The sequence below is a fragment of the Glycocaulis albus genome (assembly GCF_014639075.1).
Taxonomy (GTDB): Bacteria; Pseudomonadota; Alphaproteobacteria; order Caulobacterales; family Maricaulaceae; genus Glycocaulis; species Glycocaulis albus.
Genome location: NZ_BMFS01000003.1, coordinates 173,053 through 193,065, shown reverse-complemented (window position 1 = coordinate 193,065; position 20,013 = coordinate 173,053). Strand labels below are relative to the sequence as shown.

Genomic DNA, 20,013 nt, shown 5'->3' with positions numbered 1-20,013 from the left:
GTTTTATGTGCTTTAGTGGGGGAAGCGCGGTGGGTTAGCGCTCCTTCACCTCCACCTCCACCACGAGCGCCTCTCGGGCCGGCACCTCGCCTTGCACCAGTGCCCCGTAGGCGTCCAGTGCCGCTTCGGCGCCTTCAAGGCTGCGCCAGGCCAGAAGAGTGTCCGCCGCAGACACGAAGCTGGACCAGGCCTCGCCCTGCCGCCTGGCGAACCCGTCGGGCCCCCATTGGGATATCCGGTCGCGGGCATGGTCAGGTGCGAAGAAGAAGACCGGCTTCGGGCCCGGAAGGCCCCGTGCGGGCGTGCTGTCATCCCAGTGCGCCCCGCCAACGCGGATATTGGCTTTCAGTCTTTCCCCCGCATGGGTGTGCAGCGCGCGGTTCACCTCTGCCGAGCCGGCAAAATCGACGATCAGCCGCGCCGGTTCCGGGTCCATCGACCCGATGTCCTCATAGGCGATGACATCATCATAAAGCCCGCTGGCGTCCACGAAGGCGGCATTGCGCGCCGAGGTCAGCCCCTCGATGCGCAAACCCGAGGGCTTGCTGCGCGTTAGCAGGAATGCCAGCGCCAGCGCCGTCTTGCTCGACGCGCTGGTCAGGGCGATCCGCTGTGCGCCGAAGAACTCGGCATCGCGCAGCCAGGCATCGATCAGGAAGGATGTGAGAAACAGGGGCTGCAAGACCATCTGGGCGGCCTCTCGCGCCGGGTCGTAAGCGGGAATCGCGGCGCAGCGCTCATAGCGGTTATAGACCGCTGGCAGTTCTGCGCGGTGGGCGGCGAAGTCGACGAAGCTTTCGGGGCGGATCTTGCCCGGCGTGACGATCAGCTCACTGGCAGCAGGCAGATAGCCATAGACCCGTTCACCGGCTTTCAGGCCCTCGCGGCGGCTCTCGCTTATTTCGGCAAATCCCCAGACCGGCAGGCGCCCGCCCCCGTCTGCGCCCGGAAAGAAACGCCAATAGCCCATCGCCTCACCAAAGGCGGCATAGGTGATATTATTGGCCGTCAGGGCAAAACGGCGCACGGCGAGGCGCACCTCGCCGGCCTGCAAGGGGCGCGGGGCCTCCTCCACCAGGCTGGCCTTCGTGATGTCGCTGCGATCAATGCTCAGTGCCCAGACCATGCCGGTCTCCTCTTTGCAATGCGGGGTATCGCCAGTCTGGCGTTCAGTCTTCTTCGGTCAGATTTTTGAGCGCATAGAGCGCGTCCAGCGCCTCGCGCGGGCTCAGCGCATCGGGATCAATGGATTTGAGGCGCTCCAGTGCCTTCGATGGCTTGGGCGGCGCGGCCGGCGCCTGCGCCGAAAACAGCGGCAGTTCGGCCAGAGCCGCTGCCGGGCTGCCATCGGACTCCAGCTTTGACAGGATGGATTGTGCCCGGCGCACCGCTGCATGGGGCAGGCCGGCACGACGTGCAACCTCTACCCCGTACGAACGGTCGGCTGGACCGCTGCCGACCTCATGCAGGAAGACCAGCTCGCCCTTCCACTCGCGCGCTTTCAGCGAAACATTGCCGGTCGCGTCCAGCTCGTCGGCCAGCCGCGTCAGCTCGTGGTAGTGCGTGGCAAACAGCGCCCGGCAGCGATTGACCGCATGCAGATGCTCTACCGTGGCCCAGGCGATGGAAAGCCCGTCCCAGGTGGAGGTGCCGCGCCCGATCTCGTCCAGTATGACCAGGCTTTTCGGGGTGGCCTGATTGAGTATGGCCGCCGTCTCGATCATCTCCGCCATGAAGGTGGAGCGACCGCGCGCCAGATCATCGGCGGCGCCCACGCGCGAGAACAATCGGTCCACCAGTCCCAGCCTGACCGTTCGTGCGGGAACGAACAGGCCCGCCTGCGCCATGATGACGATGATCGCGCACTGGCGCAGGAAGGTGGATTTGCCGGCCATGTTCGGCCCCGTGACCAGCAGCAGTCGCCTGGCGGCCTTGCCGTCTGCATCCAGCTGGCAGTCATTCGGGGTGAAGCGCGCCTCGCCCGTCCGGGTCAGGGCCTGCTCCACCACCGGATGGCGCCCGCCTTCGATGAAGAGCTCCGCCCCGTCCGTGATCTCGGGCCTGCACGCGCCCGTCTCCACGGCCCAGTGCGCGGCAGCCGCCCACACATCCAGCGCGGCCAGTGCTTCGCCGGCTGCCCGTATGGCATCGGCAAGGCCTTCGACCCTGCCGCAGAACTGCGCGAATATTTCCAGCTCCAGCGCGACGGCGCGCGAGCCGGCAGAGGCGATTTTCGACTCCAGCTCGCCCAGCTCCGTGGTGGTAAAGCGCACGGCATTCGCCATGGTCTGGCGATGGATGAAGGGCTCCACCCCCATCATTGTCTCGCCATGGCGCGCGCTGACCTCGATGAAATAACCCAGCACATTATTGTGCTTCACCTTCAGACCCGTAATGCCGGTCTGATCGGCATAGGTCTTTTGCAGGCCCGCCACGACGCGGCGCGACTGGTCTTTCAGGGTCCGCAGCTCATCGAGCGCCGGATCCCATCCTTGCGCCACGAAGCCGCCATCGCGTGTCAGCAAGGGCGGCTCTTCGACCAGCGCGCGGGAGAGCTGGTCGACAAGGCTTGCCAGTTCGGGCCGGGCGGCGAGCGATATCGCCTCCAGTGCACCTGAAATCGCGGCGGGCAGGCTGTCACGGCCAAGTCGCGCGAAGGCGGCATTGATCCGCTCGCCCTCTTTCAGGGCGCGCGCCAGTGCAAGCAGATCGCGTGGCCCTCCGCGTTCCAGGCACAGCCGGGACAGGGCGCGCGCCGGATCGCCCGCGCTTTTCAGGCTGTCGCGCAACGCATCGCGCAAACCTGCCTGCTCGTGCAGAAAGGCCACCGCATCAAGACGCGCCTCGATCCCGGCCCGGCTTGCGGACGGGCGTGAAAGCTGCTCGGCCAGAAGGCGCGCGCCCGGCGCGGTAACCGTGCGGTCTATGGCATCCAGCAGCGAGCCCTTGCGCTGACCCTGAAGGGTGCGGTCGATCTCCAGGCTTGCCCGCGCCGCCGGATCGATGGCGAGCCAGCCCCCGGCTTCAAAATGGCGCGGCGGGGCAAGCTTGGGCGCCGCCCCGGCCTGCGACAGCTCCAGATAGTCCAGAAGACAGCCCAGCGCGCCAAGCTCCGCCTTCGAGAAATCACCAAATCCCTCAAGGCTCAGCGTGCCGAAATGGGTGTTCAGCCGCCGCTCGGCAGACCCCGCTTCGAACTTGGCCTTCGGACGCGCCGTGATCGTGGTGCCGGCCAGGATCGGCGCCAGCGTGCGCGCATCATCATCCAGCACCAGCAATTCAGCCGGTTGCAGGGCGGCAAGCTCGGCCTCCATATCGCCGGGCTCGAGCCGGATCGAGCCGAAACTGCCGTCGGAAATATCGGCAAAGGCGAGCGCCATGTCTCCGGCGGCGCCTCGTGCCAGAGCGGCCAGCCGGTTGGATTTGCGCGCATCGAGCAGATCATCCTCGCTCAAAGTGCCCGGGGTGACGATGCGGGTGATGGCGCGCTCGACCACGGATTTCGATCCGCGTTTCTTGGCTTCCGCCGGGTCTTCAACCTGCTCGCCAATGGCGACCTTGAAGCCCGCCCGGATCAGGCGGGACAGATAGATTTGCGCGTTGTGGACCGGCACCCCGCACATGGCGATCGGCTCGCCCTGATGCTCGCCGCGCTTTGTCAGCGTGATGTCCAGCGCCGCCGCGGCGCGCACTGCATCATCAAAGAACAGCTCGTAGAAATCGCCCATCCGGTAGAAAAGCAGTGCTTCAGCAGGCACTTGCGCGCGAAGGCTGAGAAATTGCGCCATCATGGGCGTCGCCCCTTCCGCGCTGGGGAAGGTGCGGCTGGCGATATCGGATGGGGCGCTGGCGTCCGGGCTCATGGCGCCAAATTAACCCTCCGCCTCCTGCCCGCAAGGGGCGAGGCCAGAGCCTGTGTCTTTTGCGCTGGCTAAACAGGCTTTCGCTTTGGGTGGCGGAGCGTCTAGGCTTGGCCGGAGCCTCCAACCCGACCCAGATGACGGACCCCTCATGACTGATCGCAAGCCGCGCGTGGATGACGAAGAAGCCCTGGCCTTTCACCGCCAGGCACCGGCCGGAAAGATCGCCCTGCGCGCGACCAAGCCCATGGCAACCCAGCGTGATCTCTCGCTGGCCTACAGCCCTGGTGTCGCGGCGCCGGTAAAGGCGATCCACGCCAATCCGGATGCGGTGTATGACTACACCTCCAAGGGCAATTTCGTCGCCGTCATCTCCAATGGCACGGCGATTCTGGGACTGGGTGATCTGGGGCCGGCCGCCTCCAAGCCGGTGATGGAAGGCAAGGCTGTTCTCTTCAAGCGCTTTGCCGATATCGACGCCATTGATATCGAGGTCGAGGAAGACGACCCTGAAGCCTTCGTCGAATGCGTACGCCGCTTTGGCAACACGTTCGGCGGCATCAATCTGGAAGATATCAAGGGGCCGGACTGCTTCATCATCGAGGAGCGCCTGCGCGAACTGCTCGACATTCCCGTCTTCCATGACGACCAGCACGGCACGGCGATCATCACAGCGGCCGGCATTATCAATGCCTGCGAGCTTTCGGGCCGCGACATCAAGGACCTCAAGGTCGTCGTGAATGGGGCGGGTGCGGCCGGCATTGCCGTGCTGGAGCTGATCAAGTCCATGGGTGTTGCCCATGACAACGCCATCCTGTGTGACACCAAGGGCGTCATCTGGAAGGGCCGTCCCAACGGCATGAACCAGTGGAAATCGGCCCATGCTGCCGATACGGACCGCCGCACGCTGGAAGAGGCTCTGGACGGGGCCGACTGCTTTATCGGCCTGTCGGTGAAAGGTGCAGTGACCAAGGCCATGGTGAAATCCATGGCCGCCGACCCGATCATCTTCGCGATGGCGAACCCGGACCCCGAAATCACGCCTGAAGAGGTGCGTGAGGCGCGATCGGACGCGATCATGGCCACAGGCCGGTCCGATTATCCCAATCAGGTCAATAATGTGCTGGGCTTTCCTTACATCTTCCGCGGCGCGCTGGATGTGCGCGCGCGCACGATCAACGAGGAAATGAAGGTTGCTGCTGCCCGCGCACTGGCCGAGCTGGCGCGAGAGGATGTGCCCGACGAGGTGGCGGCCGCCTATCACGGATCACGCCCGAGCTTCGGCAAGGATTATATCATCCCGGCCCCGTTCGATCCGCGCCTGATCAGCCATGTGCCCCCTTATGTGGCGCAGGCCGCGATGGATTCAGGCGTTGCCCGCCGCCCTATCGCGGACATGGAGGCCTACAAGGCGACCCTCGCCCAGCGCCTCGATCCGACAGCGGCCATTTTGCAGGCCCTGCACGAGGAAGTGCGCTCGGCCGACCGCAAGACGATTGTCTTCGCCGAAGGCGAGGAGCCGACCGTCATCCGCGCCGCCCATGCCTTCCAGACGCAAGGCCTCGGCAAGGCGGTGCTGGTCGGCCGGGAGGAAACGACCAGGGCCAATATGCGCCTTGTCGGCGTGCCTGAAGACGGGATCGAGATCGTCAATGCGCGCCTGTCAGATCATAATGCGGTGTATGCCGACTGGCTGTTCGCCCGCCTGCAAAGGCAGGGCTATCTCAAACGCGACGTGCAGCGCATGGTCAATAATGACCGCAACGTGTTTGCCGCCTGCATGGTGGCGCTGGGCGATGCCCATGGCCTGGTCACCGGCACCACGCGCAATTATGCGCAAGCGCTGGCGGACGTGCAGATGGCGCTGGACCCCAAGCCCGGCGAGCGGGTGATGGGCATGTCGCTCGTGCTCTCACGCGGCCGCACGCTTTTTATCGCCGACACCAATGTCACCGAGTTTCCAAGCGCTGAAGCCATGGCCGACATGGCGTGCGAGGCGGCGGCCGCCGCGCGCCGCTTCGGGGTGGAGCCGCGCGTGGCGCTGCTTTCCTACTCCACCTTTGGCAATCCGGCCGGGGAGCGCTCGGAGAAAATCCAGGAGGCGGTCCGCCTGCTCGATGCGCGCAATCCCGATTTCGAGTACGAGGGCGAGATGAACGCTGACGTGGCGCTCGACCCTGACCATACCCGGCTTTACCCGTTCTCGCGCCTGACCGGCCCGGCCAATGTGCTGATCATGCCGGCCATCCATTCAGCCTCCATCTCCACCAAGCTGCTACGCGCCGCAGGCGGGGCAACCGTTCTGGGCCCGATGCTGGTGGGTCTGGAAAAGCCGGTCCAGATCGCGCGCCTCGGTGCGGGCGTGGCCGATATCCTCACCCTCGCGGCCCTGGCTGCGCATGACCTGTCGGCGGAGAAGAGCGCGGTGAGCGCTAGCTGATCTGGGGCTTGTGGGCGGCGACCTCGCGCGCGGCCCGCCAGCGCATTACGATCCACACCAGCAATACCGCTGGCGCGCCGATGAGGGCGGTGGTGGTGAAGAAATTGGCATAGCCAAGAGAGTCCACCATGATGCCGGAAAACCCGCCAAAGAGCTTGCCCGGCAGCGCGTAGAAAGAACTGAAGAGCGCGTATTGCGTCGCCGAGAAGGCCCGGTTGGTCAGGCTCGACATATAGGCGATGAGGGCTGTGCCAGCCCAGCCGCCGGCCACGTTCTCTGCCGTGATGGCCAGCGTCAGAAATAGAATGGACGGGTCTTTTTCCTGCGGCCAGGGCGTCATGGCCACCCCATTGACCAGCGTGATCTCGCCGGTCGGCTGGACAAGCGCCAGCCAGGTGAAGGCCAGCGCGGATACCGCGCTGATGATCGCGCCCACCATCAGCACCGGATAGACACCCCAGCGCGTGGCGGCAATGCCGGCGAGCATGGCGCCGCCCAGCATGGCAAATACGCCGTAAACCTTTGAAACAGCGCCGATTTCGGACAGCGTATAGCCCATATCCACATAGAAGGGATAGGCCATGAAGCCGAGTACGAAATCATTGAGCCGGTAGGCACCGATCAGGGTGAGGATAAGCAGCGCGATCCAGCGATAGCGCACGATGAAATCAACAAATGGCGCGACCACGGCCGAGTAGAGCCAGGCAGCCGCCTCCCCCACTGGGTTGCCCTTCACCGCGCCCTCAATGGCTTCGCTGCCGCCACCCAGCGCGTCCGGGCGTTTTGGCTCCGGCGCGAGAAACACGCCTGCCACGCCGATCAGCATGAGGCCGGCGAGCACCGTATAGGCAAAGGAAAACCCGCCAAAATCGGCCATCACCAGCGCGCCCGCGCCTGCGGCGATCATGCCGAAGCGATAGCCCCACTGGTAAATCGCTACCAGCAGCGCCTGATATTCGTCCTCGGCGACATCGATCCGCCAGGCGTCCAGTGCAATGTCCTGGGTGGCAGAGCCGAATGCGATCATCACGGTGGCGAGCGCAATGACGAAAAGCCCGGTCGAGGGGGTGGCTGAGGAGGCGAGCAATATCGCGCCGATGACAATAATCTGGGCCAGCAATATCCACGAGCGCCGCCGCCCCAGCAGCCTGTCAAGAAGTGGTAAGGGCAGCCTGTCCACCAGTGGCGACCACATGAATTTGAATGTGTAGGCCATGCCTGCCCAGGCAAAAAAGCCGATCTCGGTGCGCGAAACGCCCTCCAGCCGCAGCCAGGCCGACAGGGTGGAAAAGACCAGCAGAATGGGCAGCCCGGCGGCGAAGCCCAGCAGCAGCATGACGGCCGACCGCCGCCAGCCCAGCGCCATCACCGAGTCCAGAAGACTGCGGCGTCCCGAACCGGCGGCGCTGGTATCAGTCATGGATGCAATGCTCCGGCAGGCGTGGGCTCACGCGCTCAGCCTTGCCCGGTTTTGCCCGCCGCACAAGCCGGAGAGGACGCTTGCCAGATCATCGGGGTCCACCGGCTTTGCGAGGAAGGCGTCCATTCCGGCAGCGAGACACGCATCGCGGTCGGCCTCCGTCGCGTTCGCGGTCAGCGCGACCAGCGGCACAGCGCCCGGCTCGCCGGGCAGGGCGCGGATTTGCGCAGCGGCGTCCCGCCCGTCGAGCTCGGGCATGCGAAGGTCCAGCAGCGCGGCATCAAATCCGCCTTGTGACGCCTCCAGCACGGCCTCACGTCCGGTAGTGGCAATGACGACGCTGGCCCCCAGCCGCGAAAGCAGCGTCCGCGCAATGAGCGCATTCACCGGATCATCTTCCGCCAGCAGGATGCGATAGCCCGCGAGCACGGGCCCGGCGAGGCTGGTCTCACGCTTTTCGTCGCCCGAACTCTTGCCCAGCGCAAACCGCGCAAGGGAGCCCGCGCGCACGGGCGCCACCAGCCAGCCATCAATGCCTTCGGGACGGTTCTTGCCCGCATAGCGGCCCTTGGTGCGCGGACGGGCCAGCGCGAGAATGCGCCCTGCGCAGCCGCTGGCCGCAAGGGCGGACGCATCTTCGGTCCAGCCATCGTCAAGAATGATGATGTCGGGGCGCACAGCCTGCGCGCGCGCCACCAGCTGACCCTGATTGTTGCAGGTTTCCGCCCATGCCCCGAGCGTTTCCGCGTGCAGGAGCAGCGCGTCCGACTCAATTGCGCAGGGCGTGGCAATGAGAATGCGCCGGCCGGCCAGCGGACGGTGAACCGGTGCGCGCTGCAAGGTTTCAGGCTTGAAGGTGAACCAGAAAAGCGCGCCTTCGCCGGGCTGGGAACGGACCCCGACCTCGCCATCCATGGCCTCGGCCAGCCGTTTGACCATGGCAAGGCCCAGCCCCGCGCCGGGCGCGCTATTGTCGCGTTCGGCCGCACCGCGCTCGAACTGTTCAAACAGCCGCGCCTGGTCGGCCGGGTTGATGCCGGGGCCGGTATCGCGCACCGAAAGGCGCAGATTCTGGTCCTCCGCTTCGAGTGTGACCAGCACCCCGCCTTCGCGCGTGAATTTCACCGCATTGCCGGCCAGATTATAGAGAATCTGTTTCAGGCGGGCCGGATCGGCGCGGATCTGTGCCGGCACGCCCGGCCCTTGCGCGTGCGCCAGCGCCAGCCCCTTCTCGGCGGCCTTTTCAGACAATAGCTCGCAGACCTCTTCCACCAGCCTTGACGGATCGACCGGCTCCGGGCGCAGATCGAGCTTGCCCGCCTCCAGCCGGGAGAGGTCAAGAATGTCGTCTATCAGCTTCAGGGCATGGCTGGCGCTTGCCTTCAGGGCGGAGACATAGGCGGCCTGGTCCGGCTTCAGCCCGGTGTCTTCCAGAAGCCGTGCCGTGCCCAGCGCACCGGACAGGGGCGTACGCAGCTCATGCGTCACAGCGGCAAAGAACACGCCCTTGCCCCGCGCGGCCTCGCTTTCGCGCTGAACGAGGCTGCGCTGCTCGGTCACGTCGCGGCCAACTGCAATGATGGATCCGTCGGCAGTGAGCGTTTCGGACCATTCAATCCACACCGGACCTGTACGCGTGCGCATGGCGACATCATAACGGCGGTGCGAAGCGCTCTCCCCGAAGGCCGGGGCCACAGCGAACCATCGCCCGGTCCAGTCCTCCCGCGTGCCGCCGAATGCCCGCAGGAAAGCACCGTTCACATCGCTCAGCCGCCCGTCCCGGTCGCGCACGATCACCAGCTCGCCCATCGCGTCGAATATGCCGCGCAAGGCTGCCACACCGGGTCTGTCCGGCGCGGTGGCGTCATCGGCACCCGGATTGTCCGGCAGCGGGGCGTCAGAAGTAGAAGGCAGCGCTTGGGTCATCCTGTGACGCTAATGCGTTTCAGGTTAACGAAGCGTCGAGTGCCGGAGCAGTTTTTCTGTCTCACCATCGCCCGCCTTCCACCCGGGCGCCGGGCTGGACGGGCGCGTATTACGCCGTGCGCTCAGGGCCTCGGCAATATGGATGCGGCGCACCCCGTCCGCCCCGTCAAGATCGGCGATCGTGCGGGCCGTGCGCAGCACCCGGTGATAGCTGCGCGCGGTCAGCCCCATGGCTTCTGCTGCCCGCGAAAGCAGCTCGCGCCCTGCGGCGTCCGGCTCGGCAATCCGGTCCAGCGCCTCGCCCGAGAGCCGGGCATTGAGCCCTCCGCGTTCTTCCTGCACGCCGCGCGCCTGCGCCACCCGCGCGGCGATCTGCGCTGTGCCTTCATGTGCGGGGGGCAGGGCAAGGTCTGAAGGCGTGACCGGCGGCACCTCGATCTGCAGGTCGATGCGGTCCATCATCGGGCCGGAAATGCGTGCCTGATAGCTCTCTGCGCAATTCTTGCCGCGTGCGCACGCCCGCCCGTCCGCGCCCGCCCAGCCGCAGCGGCAGGGATTCATCGCGGCAATCAGCTGGAAGCGTGCCGGAAAGGTGATGCGCGCATTGGCGCGGGCCACAGCAATCTCGCCGGTCTCCAGCGGCTGGCGAAGGGAATCGAGCACCTGGGGGTGAAACTCTGGCAGCTCGTCGAGAAACAATACGCCATTATGCGCCAGCGAGGCCTCGCCGGGCCGCACCCGCGTGCCCCCGCCCACCATCGCCGCCATGGAGGCGGAGTGATGCGGGGCGCGGAAGGGCCGCGTCCGGCTAAGCTCGCCACGTTCCAGCAGTCCGGCCACCGACTGCACGGTGGAGATTTCCAGCAATTCCTTTGCCGATAGCGGGGGCAGGAGGCCCGGCGCGCGTTCGGCCAGCATGGACTTGCCCGAACCTGGCGGGCCGATGAAAAGGATATTGTGGCCGCCGGCCATGGCGATCTCCAGTGCGCGCTTGGCCGTTTCCTGGCCGCGCACATCACGCATGTCGCGGAAACCCGGCCCCTCGACGAGATCCCCGGGCTGGGGCCGCGCCAGCGCCTGTCCGCCCTTGAAATGATTGATCAGCTGGATGAGCGATGCCGGGGCCAGAATAGCAAGCTCACCGCCCGCCCAGGCCGCCTCCGGCCCGCTATCATGCGCGCAGATGAAGCCGGTTTCCTGCTCCACGGCGAGCATGGCCGCTGGCAGGGCGCCCGGCGCCGGCGAGATGGAACCGTCCAGGCCAAGCTCCCCCATCGCCAGATATTCCGATCCTGCTTCCGGCGGCAGCACACCCATGGCGATCAGAATGCCAATGGCGATGGGCAGGTCGAAATGCGCGCCTTCCTTCGGCCGGTCAGCCGGTGCCAGATTGACGATGAGGCGCTGGCCGGGCAGGGACAGGCCGATGGCAGCAAAAGCCGCACGCACCCGCTCCCGGCTTTCTGCAACAGCCTTGTCGGCGAGCCCGACCACGCTGAAGGCCGGCGTGCCGCCTGCAATCTGTACCTGTACATCAACCAGCCGGGCATCAGCGCCTTCAAACGAGGCAGAATGGGTATAAGCGCTCATTATTGCCTCCGAAAACATATTCACTGAACAAATTCAGATTTGGTAGGTGGCCTTCACGATTTATCCACAGACAGCCTGAACAGACCGGTATAAATCCAGAACAAGAAAAGAACAAACTTGCCCCAAACGTCAAGGCGTCACATTAACTTTTTGCCAAACCCTTCTAAATCAGATCGTTTTCCCGGCCTGAGTCGGCGCTCAGCACACCGCAAAGGTGCAGCGGCCAGCGGCCCGGCGATACACAGATAAGGTCAAACCGTGTGGCCAGCCGGTCCAGTGAGGTGCGCCGCGCCCGCCAGAGTGCCGCGGCCCGCATCAGCCGGGCCTGCTGGCGCGGATGAAAGGCCTCGCGGGCGCCTGCTTCACTGGACCGCCACTTCACCTCGATAAAAGCCAGCACCCGGCCCCTGCGCGCGATGATGTCGATCTCGCCGAGCGGCGTCTTCACGCGCCGCCCCACAATGCGCCAACCTCTCAGCACCAGCGCCGCCACGGCCAGCCACTCGCCGCGGCGGCCACGCTGCTCTGCTTTCTGGCGCGCGCGTGTCTTCAACACTCCCTCCAGGCCGCCGGAATAGTCAGGTCCGCAGTTGCCCCTGACCGGTCACACCGGTAGCTTTGGCGCGAAACGCATCCCGGCGCAGTGCCCGCCGCGGCAGTGATAAGGACACGATCCATGACGCAATCAGTGTTGCCTAGCTCTGCGCTGGTGCCAATATCCCGGCTTTCGCGCATGGCGGTCTGGGTAGCCGGTGCGGCGCTGCTCTTGTCGGCTTGCGGCGCGACAAGCGGCACGCCGGGCCCCTCGGTCCAGCAGGGCACCGCGTCGCCTGTTGTCGGCACCGCCCCGGATCCGGCCGTGCTGGGTGTCGAGATGAGTCCGGAGCGGCTGGCGTTCACGCCGCCCCATCTTGAGGGCAGGGAATTGGTCCGTGTCGGCGTCCTGCTGCCTTTTTCCGGCTCGGCCAGCGCCTTGCGCTCCGAAGCGGGTCATTTGCTGCGCGGGGCGGAGCTGGCCCTGTTTGAACGCGGCGTGGAAAACATTGTTCTCCTGCCCAAGGATACCGAAGGCACGGCCCGCGGCGCCGAAGCCGCTGCGGAGGCCGTGATCGCCGACGGGGCCGATCTGATCATCGGCCCGCTTCTGGCTGCTGAAGTCCGTGCCGTGTCGGCGCCCGCCCGGCGCGCCAATGTGCCGGTCATCTCTTTCTCCACCGACACCAGTGTCGCTGGCGGCGGCGTTTACCTGCTTAGCTTCCCGCCCGAGGAAGAAGTGCGCCGGGTGGTCTCCTACACGGCATCGCTTGGTGCCAGCCGGTTTGCCATCGCCGCTCCGGCCACCCCCTATGGCCAGCTTGTCAGTGAGGCCTATCGCCGGGCCGCAGCCGAGGCAGGCGGTACCGTCACGGCCGAGGAGGTCTATTCAGGCGGCGTGGATTCCATGAGCCAGGCGGCGAGGCGTCTGGCGCGGGCGGGAATCGGCCGGCTGGAGGTTGGCCGCGCGCTGGCGATGACGGGCGAGAACTGGCAGCCGGCTGAGGGCGGAGCGTTTCAGGTCGTGATGCTGCCGGCGGGCGGCGATGATCTGCGCATGCTCGCCCCGTCCATGCTGTTTGCCGATATTGATCCCTTGCTGGTGAAGTTTGTCGGCACCGGCCTGTGGCGCAATCCGGACAGCGCGCGTGAACCGGCGCTGGCCAATGGCTGGTTTGCCGGCCCGGATGCCGCGATGCGCGCCCGCTTCGAGGCCTCTTACCAGAGCGCGTTTGGCGAGCAGCCCTCCCGGCTTGCCGGGCTTGGCTATGATGCCGCCTCCCTTGCCGCGTTGATGGCCGCCAATACCGGCGCAATTGACCGCACGGTACTGGAAGACCCGAACGGGTTCCTCGGTGTGGACGGGCTGTTCCGCCTGCGTGGTGACGGTACGGTCGAACGCGGTCTTGCCCTTTACACGATCCGTAACGGACAGTTCGAGGTGCTCGATCCGGCGCCCGAGCGCTTCGGCCCTGCAGGCGCGGATATCGAACCTGGCGAATCCTGATCAGCCGTCCGGCGCCAGCATGGTGGCGATGCGATCGGCATAGAGCCTGCCCTGCTGCGCGAGGCGCACGCGCGCTGCGTCCATGGCGATCAGGCCGTCATCGTGCAATGCCTGTGCGGCGTTCGCGTCAATGTCATGGCCTGTCAGGCTACGCAGGCGGGTCCGGTCCAGCCCATCAATGATACGCAGGCCCATCAGCACGCGCTCCTGCGCTTCCTCCAGCGCGGATAGCCGCTCAAGGCCGCACAGCGGCTGTCCGCTGGCGGCGATGTAATCGGCCGGGCGCAGGGGCGCGGCATGGGCGATGCGCCCGCCAGCGGCATGCGATGCGATTCGTCCATGCGCGCCGGGCCCGATCCCGATCCAGTCCCCGCCCGTCCAGTAGAGCCGGTTGTGGCGCGAGCGGTGTGCGTCCCCGCGCGCATGGTTGGAAATCTCGTAAGCCTCCAGCCCGGCTGCGCCGGTCAATCCTTGCGTCAGCTCGAACATGTCTGCGGCCAGCTCTTCGGGCGGCGGTACAAGCGTGCCGCGCTTTACCTGCCGGGCAAACGCCGTGCCGTCCTCGATCGTCAGCTGATAGGCCGATAAATGATCAACCCCCAGCGCCAGCACGGCCGCAAGCTCGCCTTCCCAGTCTTTCAGGCTCTGGCCGTGCCGCGCATAGATGAGGTCAGCCGAGACGCGCGCCACCAGAGACCGGGCAATCTCCAGCGCATCGAGACCGGCGCGGGCATCGTGATCGCGTCCCAGCCGCGCCAGCGCCGCATCGTCGAGCGATTGCACGCCGACCGAGAGCCGGTTGATCCCGGCGCTCACGATATCTGCCAGACGCGCGCGCTCGGCCGGGTTGGCCTCCAGCCCCAGCTCCGCGTCCGGCTCCAGCCCCCACAAGGTTTCTGCCGTTTCCAGCACGCGGGCGATATCGCGCGCCTCCATCAGCGATGGGGTGCCGCCGCCAAAATGCACGCTTGTGAGGGCGCGCGGACCCGTCACCTCCCGCCAGCGCGCCATGTCGGCCAGCAGGGCCTCAACCAGAGGGGCGCTGTCTGCGCCCCTGGCCTTGTAGACATTGAAATCGCAATACGGGCAAATGCGCGCGCAATAGGGCCAGTGAATGTAAAGCCCGAGTGCGGCCGGCGAAGATATGCTCACGCGCCAAACACCGTGTCTGTCAGCTTGCCGAAAGCGGCGGCGCGATGGCTCAGCGCCTTTTTCTCTGCTGCATTCATCTCGGCAAAGGTGCGGGTTTCGCCCCTGGCAACAAACACCGGATCATAGCCAAAGCCCCGCTCCCCGCGTGGCGGCCAGACCAGATCGCCCTTCACCTCGCCTTCGAACACCAGCTCGGCGCCGCCGGGATGAACCAGCGCCAGTACACACACAAAGCGCGCCGAGCGGTCTGCGCTCCCCGAGGCGGCGAGTTTCTGCTCAACCGCCTCCATGGCGAGACCGAAATCCTTCTCCGGTCCGGCCCAGCGGGCAGAATAAACCCCCGGATCGCCGCCGAGTGCGGTCACTTCCAGACCGGAATCATCGGCCAGCGCGACCGCTCCGGAGGCTCTGGCGGCGGCTCGCGCCTTCAAAAGCGCATTGCCGGAGAAAGTTTTTTCAGTCTCTTCCGGCTCCTCCAGACCCATCTCGCCAGCCCCTCTGACCGTGATCGAGAAGGGCGCGACAAGGTCCGCTATCTCCTTGATCTTGCCCGCATTATGGCTGGCCAGAATCCATAGCGGAGCCTCCCGGAAAAGCCGCTTTATGGTTACTACATCCATTTACGCATATCGCCTTTCGAAAAATTCATATCGTTTTTCGATATTTTTTTGTTGCAAAGCGATGAGAGCCTTGCTAGATGTGTTTTCGAGGCAAGGGGAACACCCCGCTGCCTCACGGCAAAAGCCCCGGCGGAACACATGACCGGAGCAAAGGCCGAAGGTTGATCGATAACACTGGACCTCAAAGGAGACAAAGATGGTCAGGCTCGAAAACAACACCCGCCGCGTTCCGTTTGCGGCTATCATGAATGTGGTTCTGGTCGCTACGGTTGTAGCGGGTATGGCTGCGGCGCTGTCACCGATTGTCGCGTAAGGCGGCGCCGTGAGGCAGCATGACGGCACCGGGTGCGTCTGACCTCTTCCCCCTTGGAGGCAGCATCGCGCCCGGTGTGACGTCACAGAAGGGGCAGGGATGCGTGCATTAAGTCCGGGATTTTTGACATCCCTTCTGAAAATTTTTCTCGATGTGGCGATTATCGTGCTCTGGGGCCTTCTGGTCCTGGCCAGCCTCGTCACCCTCTCCCTCATGGTTTTCGGGATATTCAGCGTGACGGGCATGGGCCCGGACCTGCCCGAGAGCTTTGTGCGCTTCCTTCAGCTTGATTTTGTCATCGCGCTGCCGCTGGGCGTGGCCGCGATCATTGCCATTTTGTTCATCACCGACCGGCTGCGCCGCATCGTCATCACCCTCGTTGAGGGTGATCCCTTCGTGCCGGAAAATGCCGGCCATCTGCGCGCCATCGCGATTGCCATCGCGATCTACCAGATCATCCGCTATGGCGCGCACGGCATTATCGCGCTCATCTTCACTGTGTTTGGCCGCCCGGTTGAAAGCGGCGTGTCCATCCAGCCCCAGTTCGGGCTGAATATCGGCGCCTGGATCGCCGTCATCGCGCTTCTCGTCCTGTCAGAAGTGTTCCGTGAGGGAACGCGCCTGCGCGACGAGCAGAAGCTGACGATCTAGGGGGCGCGAGACATGGCAATCCGCGTCACCCTCGACCGTATGCTTCTCGAACGGCGCATGTCGCTGACCGAGCTGTGCGACCGTGTTGGCATCACCATGGCCAATCTCTCCATCCTGAAGACCGGCAAGGCCAAGGCCGTGCGCTTTTCCACGCTGGAGGCGCTGTGCCGCGAGCTCGATTGCCAGCCCGGCGACCTGCTCCAGTTCACCGACGAACCCGGCGAGGATGATGACGGGACGGAGTAGGGGTGGCAGGATAAAGTGGGTGCAAGGGGTGCCACGACGGAAAGCATGCAGATGATCGCCATTCTCAGCCTCGCCCTGCTCGCTGCAGCCAATGCAGGTGGGCTAGAACCGGAGACGGATCAGGATCCGTCGAGCGCGGCCCCAACTTGCGGGCCGCTCACCAGTGAGCCTGGCGCAGATTTTCAGTTTCAGGCTTTCTGTGCGATTCCGGGCGATCATGCGCTGCTCATTCTGCGCGCATGGGATTTATACAAAGATGCAACGAGCGCCGCAGATGCAGACTTGGCGACTGCATTATTCAGAATATACCGCTTCGAAGATCAGTATGTTGTCAATATTGGGTATGTTGGTGAGCTCTACCCGCCAGACACCCTCCGGCAGAGGACTCTGGCCGTGACGTGTGACTTGGAAATACTCGAGTGTTCATCTCGCCCACTCGAGTGAGGGCGAATTACTTTGTGATATGATCTCCTCCAGTTCACAGATGAATCCGGCGCGGAGGATGACGGGACGGAGTAGGGTTCTCACAGCGTTCTGAAATTCCGGCCAAGCGAAGCGCAGAGCCGGGACCTCGTGCAGGATAGTCCTGAGGGAGGCCCCGGATACACCTTCGGCGTTCCGGGGTTTCAGTGAATATATTCTCTTGAAATCCCGGAGGCCGAAGGGCCATCCGGGACCTGATGCAGAACTGGCGGAAAACAGGCCCCGGATCGCTGCGCGTCCGGGGTTTCAGATAAGCCTACCGCCGCCCCCTCCGCCGCGATGAGAACATGTCATCATCGAGCACGAACTGGCGCGGATCAACGCGCTGACCAAGGCGCACCTCATCGAGCGTTACCTGCGTGAGCGAGCCCATCCCGTCCACCGCATACCAGCCGGCAAGCGCCACTTCGCCCGCAGGTGCAGCCGGGTCGGCATCGGCGAAGGCCAGCGTCACGCGGCCTTCTGCCTCACCTTCAGGGTCTTCCAGCGTCACATAGAGCTGATTGTCATAGCGGCCCACCTCCACAATCGCGCCGGAGGATTCCAGTTCAGAAGCAGGCGCCAGCAGCCAGCGCAAGGGTGTGGAGCGGATCGGTGCGCGGTCAACCGTTTCCAGCGCGCTGTCGGCAATGGCGACGGTCGAGCCATCAGCCACGATCAGCAAGGGCGAGGGCGCGTCATAGGCAAAGCGCACACGTCCGGGGCGCGACAGGGCGATATCGCCCTCACTGACAGACCCGTCCGGGTTTACCTGCCGGAAGCGCGCCTGCAGGGTTTCAACCGCGGCGAAAATTTCCAGCGCGCGGGCGCGCTCCACCGCTTCGCCGCGGCCTGACTGTTCAACAGCCTCTGGCGGCGGCAGGGTTTCGGCCTCTTGCGTTTCCTCCGCCTCCTGAGCGAAAGCAAGGCCCGTATCGGCGCTCACATCGAACGTGGCAGCACCGGCGTCCGCCGTGCTCCAGCCGGTGGACAGCGCTGCAAGGGCGGTGGCAAGCGTGGTCAGCATTATTGGTCCCTTTCCTTCATGCCGGGGACAATGACTACGGCCCTATGGCTAAAAGCAAATTGCGGCCCATGAAAGGCGTTTGCGTTCATCTGCGCGACAGCAATCCATAACGCAAAAAGCCCGGCGCAGTGCCATTCGCCGCACCGGCCCGGCTCGCTTCGATCGTGCCTTCGCCCTATCTTGAGCGGCATGAAACGTCGCTCTGTCATGGAAAACTGGCCGGTCGAGGCCCATGGCCGCCCGCTCCGCCTTGATCATCTCGAGGCCGGGGAGGATGTGCTCTTGGACGCGCATGTGCGGCCCAACCGCTCTCTGGGAGGCCCGGCCTTTCTCATCCTGATGATCGCGATTGCCGTTATCAGCTTTACGGCAGGTCTGGCCTTTCTGCTGGCGGGTGCGTGGCCGGTGCTGGGGTTTTTCGGGCTGGACGTGCTGATCGTCTGGCTCGCCTTCCGCCTGAATTACCGTGATGGGCGGCGCCTCGAGCGCATCCACATCACGCCTGAAGCCATCCATGTCATGCGCCGCTGGCCGACAGGATATGAAACGCTCTACCGCCTGCCCTCTGCCTGGACCCGGCTTGTGGTGGACCATGAGGACGATCCGGATGTTCAGCCGCGCCTGACCGCCATGGGCAAGCATGTACTGGTAGGATCGGTGCTCTCTCCGCGTGAACGCCGCGATCTGGCCAGCGCGATTGCCGGGGCGCTGGAAAAGGCGCGCGCTACCCCGCAAAGGCTTGCGCAAGAAACGGGTGGCGCCTCCTGACGCCGCGCGCCATTTTGGTGCCATGACCCATCTGGCCGACACACCCGACCCCACCCTGGCCGTGCGCGCCAGCGATTATCCGCGCATCAATGCCGCGCTGGATTTCATCGCCGCGCACTGGGATGAACAGCCCTCGCTGGAGCGCATTGCGCAGGCAGCCGGCCTGTCGCCCCACCATTTCCAGCGTGTCTTCACCCGCTGGACCGGGGCGAGCCCCAAACGCATGATCGCGGCCCTCACCCATGCCAGCGCCCGGCGCCTGATGCGCGAGGGCGCGAGCGTGCTGGAAGCGGCGCTGGAAACCGGCCTCTCCGGCCCGTCGCGCCTGCATGATGTCTTCATCGCGGAAGAGGCCGTCACGCCCGGCAATGCCCGCACCGCCGGAATGGGCCTCGAATTTGCCATTGGCCATGCACCGACACCGTTCGGCACCGGCGTGTTTCTCATCGCCCCGCGCGGTCTGTCGGCGCTCGCCTTTGCCGATGAAGGCGGCGAGGCGGAGGCTGAGGCCGATCTGAAAGCACGCTTTCCGGCAGCGGATTTCACGGTCGATCACACGGCCGCAGATCATTATGCGCAGGCTATATTCGGCGAAGGCGGCACAAGGCCCGTCCCTCTCGTCCTCTATGGCACGCCTTGGCGTCGCCAGGTCTGGCGGGCACTGCTCGCCATTCCGCCCGGAGAGACAACCACCTATGGCGATATCGCCCGCGAGGTCTGCACCGCAAGAGCGAGCCGCGCCGTGGGGGCGGCTGTGGGCGCCAACCCGGTCAGCTGGCTCATCCCCTGTCACCGCGTGCTGGCGAGTGACGGGCGGCTGAACGGCTACCATTGGGGGCTGGAGCGTAAGCGCGCCATGCTCGCCTACGAGGCCGCAACGCGCTAAATGGGAAATCATGTATGATTTCTCGCTTCAGCTTCTCCTTGCCGTCTTCGCGGTCTTTATCCTTGCATGCCTGGGCTATGGCCTGCTGCGCCTGAGGGCGCTCAGCGCCGATGCGCGCGAGGAGTATGCAGACCGTGCCGCCACCAAGCCGGCAACTTTGCGCGGAGTGAGCGAAGGAGAATTTGTAAGCCTCTATGTGAAAAGCTTCGCCCCGCGCTGGGCGTTTTACCTGGCTGCGGGCTGCGCGGTCGCAATTGTGCTGAGCCCGGTCGCGCTGGTGATCATCCCGGCGATCTATGACCAGATATGGCGGGCCACAGGCGCAGCAGACTGGGCCGGGCGTGGTGGCTATGTCTTCATGTTCACGGTGTTTTTCGGCGTTGTCGCCTTTGGCGCTCTGCCTGCCTTCGTGCTGGCACGCCTGCACCATACCCGCGCGCCCGAGCCCTTCACCCACGCCCTTGCCCGCGCCCGCGGCGAACCCATCCCGGAGGAAACCGGCTGGCGAAGGCGGCCCAAATGGGCCCGCCGGGTGCGGCCTGATACGGACGCGGACGCCGATAGCAGCGCCAGCGCTGGTGATGGTGGCAGCAGCGATTAGGCTGGGCGTA

17 protein-coding genes are annotated in these 20,013 nt (G+C 65.2%); 8 read left to right on the top strand and 9 right to left on the bottom strand.

Annotation, left to right across the window (positions count from 1 at the left end; genetic code table 11):
- Positions 1-34: 34 nt before the first annotated feature.
- Positions 35-1,126 carry a DUF2855 family protein gene (locus IEV75_RS04890; protein WP_188451430.1) on the bottom strand — a complete coding sequence of 364 codons (1,092 nt, stop codon included), beginning with the start codon at positions 1,124-1,126 and terminating at the stop codon, positions 35-37.
- 43 nt (positions 1,127-1,169) lie between these two features.
- Positions 1,170-3,863: a DNA mismatch repair protein MutS gene (gene mutS / locus IEV75_RS04885; protein ID WP_188451429.1), complete on the bottom strand. Its 2,694-nt coding sequence runs from the start codon at positions 3,861-3,863 to the stop codon at positions 1,170-1,172.
- 148 nt (positions 3,864-4,011) lie between these two features.
- Between mutS and IEV75_RS04880 the strand changes: the two genes are divergently transcribed.
- A complete protein-coding gene (locus IEV75_RS04880) occupies positions 4,012-6,300 on the top strand; it encodes an NADP-dependent malic enzyme (protein WP_188451428.1) in 2,289 nt (762 codons plus the stop codon).
- Here the strand turns inward: IEV75_RS04880 and IEV75_RS04875 are convergent.
- The 4 genes from IEV75_RS04875 to IEV75_RS04860 form a co-directional block, all read right to left on the bottom strand.
- Positions 6,293-7,720 carry an AmpG family muropeptide MFS transporter gene (locus tag IEV75_RS04875; RefSeq protein ID WP_188451427.1) on the bottom strand — a complete coding sequence of 476 codons (1,428 nt, stop codon included), beginning with the start codon at positions 7,718-7,720 and terminating at the stop codon, positions 6,293-6,295. The two genes, IEV75_RS04880 and IEV75_RS04875, sit on opposite strands and share 8 nt — an antisense overlap.
- Before the next feature lie 27 nt (positions 7,721-7,747).
- Positions 7,748-9,646: an ATP-binding protein gene (locus IEV75_RS04870; RefSeq protein WP_188451426.1), complete on the bottom strand. Its 1,899-nt coding sequence runs from the start codon at positions 9,644-9,646 to the stop codon at positions 7,748-7,750.
- 24 nt (positions 9,647-9,670) lie between these two features.
- The gene (locus IEV75_RS04865; RefSeq protein ID WP_188451425.1) at positions 9,671-11,236 is read right to left on the bottom strand and encodes a YifB family Mg chelatase-like AAA ATPase; all 1,566 of its coding nucleotides are present in this window, start codon (positions 11,234-11,236) and stop codon (positions 9,671-9,673) included.
- Positions 11,237-11,399: 163 nt separating this feature from the next.
- Complete coding sequence (locus IEV75_RS04860; RefSeq protein WP_188451424.1) at positions 11,400-11,789, bottom strand: YraN family protein; 390 nt, start codon at positions 11,787-11,789, stop codon at positions 11,400-11,402.
- 180 nt (positions 11,790-11,969) lie between these two features.
- On the opposite strand from IEV75_RS04860, the gene IEV75_RS04855 reads away from it, so the two are divergent.
- On the top strand, positions 11,970-13,277 hold the full coding sequence (locus IEV75_RS04855; protein ID WP_188451423.1) for a penicillin-binding protein activator: 1,308 nt from the start codon (positions 11,970-11,972) through the stop codon (positions 13,275-13,277).
- Here the strand turns inward: IEV75_RS04855 and hemW are convergent, their stop codons facing one another.
- Positions 13,278-14,429 (bottom strand): radical SAM family heme chaperone HemW, encoded by a 1,152-nt coding sequence (hemW, locus tag IEV75_RS04850; RefSeq protein ID WP_233351750.1) that lies wholly within the window; start codon positions 14,427-14,429, stop codon positions 13,278-13,280. It abuts the gene before it with no gap.
- The gene (gene rdgB, locus IEV75_RS04845) at positions 14,426-15,049 is read right to left on the bottom strand and encodes an RdgB/HAM1 family non-canonical purine NTP pyrophosphatase (protein WP_188451422.1); all 624 of its coding nucleotides are present in this window, start codon (positions 15,047-15,049) and stop codon (positions 14,426-14,428) included. Before rdgB ends, hemW begins: the two co-directional genes overlap by 4 nt.
- A 412-nt stretch (positions 15,050-15,461) precedes the next feature.
- On the opposite strand from rdgB, the gene IEV75_RS04840 reads away from it, so the two are divergent.
- Genes IEV75_RS04840 through IEV75_RS04830 form a run of 3 tightly spaced genes read left to right on the top strand, consistent with a single transcriptional unit; the run spans position 15,462 to position 16,703 of the window.
- The gene (locus IEV75_RS04840; protein WP_188451421.1) at positions 15,462-16,013 is read left to right on the top strand and encodes a DUF2975 domain-containing protein; all 552 of its coding nucleotides are present in this window, start codon (positions 15,462-15,464) and stop codon (positions 16,011-16,013) included.
- A gap of 12 nt (positions 16,014-16,025) precedes the next feature.
- A complete protein-coding gene (locus IEV75_RS04835; protein WP_188451420.1) occupies positions 16,026-16,259 on the top strand; it encodes a helix-turn-helix domain-containing protein in 234 nt (77 codons plus the stop codon).
- 51 nt (positions 16,260-16,310) lie between these two features.
- On the top strand, positions 16,311-16,703 hold the full coding sequence (locus IEV75_RS04830) for a hypothetical protein (RefSeq protein WP_188451419.1): 393 nt from the start codon (positions 16,311-16,313) through the stop codon (positions 16,701-16,703).
- 295 nt (positions 16,704-16,998) lie between these two features.
- Here the strand turns inward: IEV75_RS04830 and IEV75_RS04825 are convergent, their stop codons facing one another.
- Positions 16,999-17,748 carry a LolA family protein gene (locus tag IEV75_RS04825; RefSeq protein WP_188451418.1) on the bottom strand — a complete coding sequence of 250 codons (750 nt, stop codon included), beginning with the start codon at positions 17,746-17,748 and terminating at the stop codon, positions 16,999-17,001.
- A 189-nt stretch (positions 17,749-17,937) separates the two neighbouring features.
- Between IEV75_RS04825 and IEV75_RS04820 the strand changes: the two genes are divergently transcribed.
- Genes IEV75_RS04820 through IEV75_RS04810 form a run of 3 tightly spaced genes read left to right on the top strand, consistent with a single transcriptional unit; the run spans position 17,938 to position 20,003 of the window.
- Positions 17,938-18,516 (top strand): DUF2244 domain-containing protein, encoded by a 579-nt coding sequence (locus IEV75_RS04820; RefSeq protein WP_188451417.1) that lies wholly within the window; start codon positions 17,938-17,940, stop codon positions 18,514-18,516.
- Complete coding sequence (locus IEV75_RS04815; protein WP_217979790.1) at positions 18,503-19,402, top strand: methylated-DNA--[protein]-cysteine S-methyltransferase; 900 nt, start codon at positions 18,503-18,505, stop codon at positions 19,400-19,402. The genes IEV75_RS04820 and IEV75_RS04815 overlap by 14 nt, the downstream gene beginning before the upstream one ends.
- 10 nt (positions 19,403-19,412) lie before the next feature.
- Positions 19,413-20,003 (top strand): hypothetical protein, encoded by a 591-nt coding sequence (locus IEV75_RS04810; RefSeq protein ID WP_188451416.1) that lies wholly within the window; start codon positions 19,413-19,415, stop codon positions 20,001-20,003.
- Positions 20,004-20,013: the final 10 nt, after the last annotated feature.

What these genes read in the sequence shown, in the direction of transcription:
- IEV75_RS04890 (WP_188451430.1), bottom strand. Translation starts at nt 1,126, where the DNA reads ATGGTCTGGGCACTGAGCATTGATCGCAGCGACATCACGAAGGCCAGC.
- mutS (WP_188451429.1), bottom strand. Translation starts at nt 3,863, where the DNA reads ATGAGCCCGGACGCCAGCGCCCCATCCGATATCGCCAGCCGCACCTTC.
- IEV75_RS04880 (WP_188451428.1), top strand. Translation starts at nt 4,012, where the DNA reads ATGACTGATCGCAAGCCGCGCGTGGATGACGAAGAAGCCCTGGCCTTT.
- IEV75_RS04875 (WP_188451427.1), bottom strand. Translation starts at nt 7,720, where the DNA reads ATGACTGATACCAGCGCCGCCGGTTCGGGACGCCGCAGTCTTCTGGAC.
- IEV75_RS04870 (WP_188451426.1), bottom strand. Translation starts at nt 9,646, where the DNA reads ATGACCCAAGCGCTGCCTTCTACTTCTGACGCCCCGCTGCCGGACAAT.
- IEV75_RS04865 (WP_188451425.1), bottom strand. Translation starts at nt 11,236, where the DNA reads ATGAGCGCTTATACCCATTCTGCCTCGTTTGAAGGCGCTGATGCCCGG.
- IEV75_RS04855 (WP_188451423.1), top strand. Translation starts at nt 11,970, where the DNA reads ATGGCGGTCTGGGTAGCCGGTGCGGCGCTGCTCTTGTCGGCTTGCGGC.
- rdgB (WP_188451422.1), bottom strand. Translation starts at nt 15,049, where the DNA reads ATGGATGTAGTAACCATAAAGCGGCTTTTCCGGGAGGCTCCGCTATGG.
- IEV75_RS04840 (WP_188451421.1), top strand. Translation starts at nt 15,462, where the DNA reads ATGCGTGCATTAAGTCCGGGATTTTTGACATCCCTTCTGAAAATTTTT.
- IEV75_RS04835 (WP_188451420.1), top strand. Translation starts at nt 16,026, where the DNA reads ATGGCAATCCGCGTCACCCTCGACCGTATGCTTCTCGAACGGCGCATG.
- IEV75_RS04830 (WP_188451419.1), top strand. Translation starts at nt 16,311, where the DNA reads ATGATCGCCATTCTCAGCCTCGCCCTGCTCGCTGCAGCCAATGCAGGT.
- IEV75_RS04825 (WP_188451418.1), bottom strand. Translation starts at nt 17,748, where the DNA reads ATGCTGACCACGCTTGCCACCGCCCTTGCAGCGCTGTCCACCGGCTGG.
- IEV75_RS04820 (WP_188451417.1), top strand. Translation starts at nt 17,938, where the DNA reads ATGAAACGTCGCTCTGTCATGGAAAACTGGCCGGTCGAGGCCCATGGC.
- IEV75_RS04810 (WP_188451416.1), top strand. Translation starts at nt 19,413, where the DNA reads ATGTATGATTTCTCGCTTCAGCTTCTCCTTGCCGTCTTCGCGGTCTTT.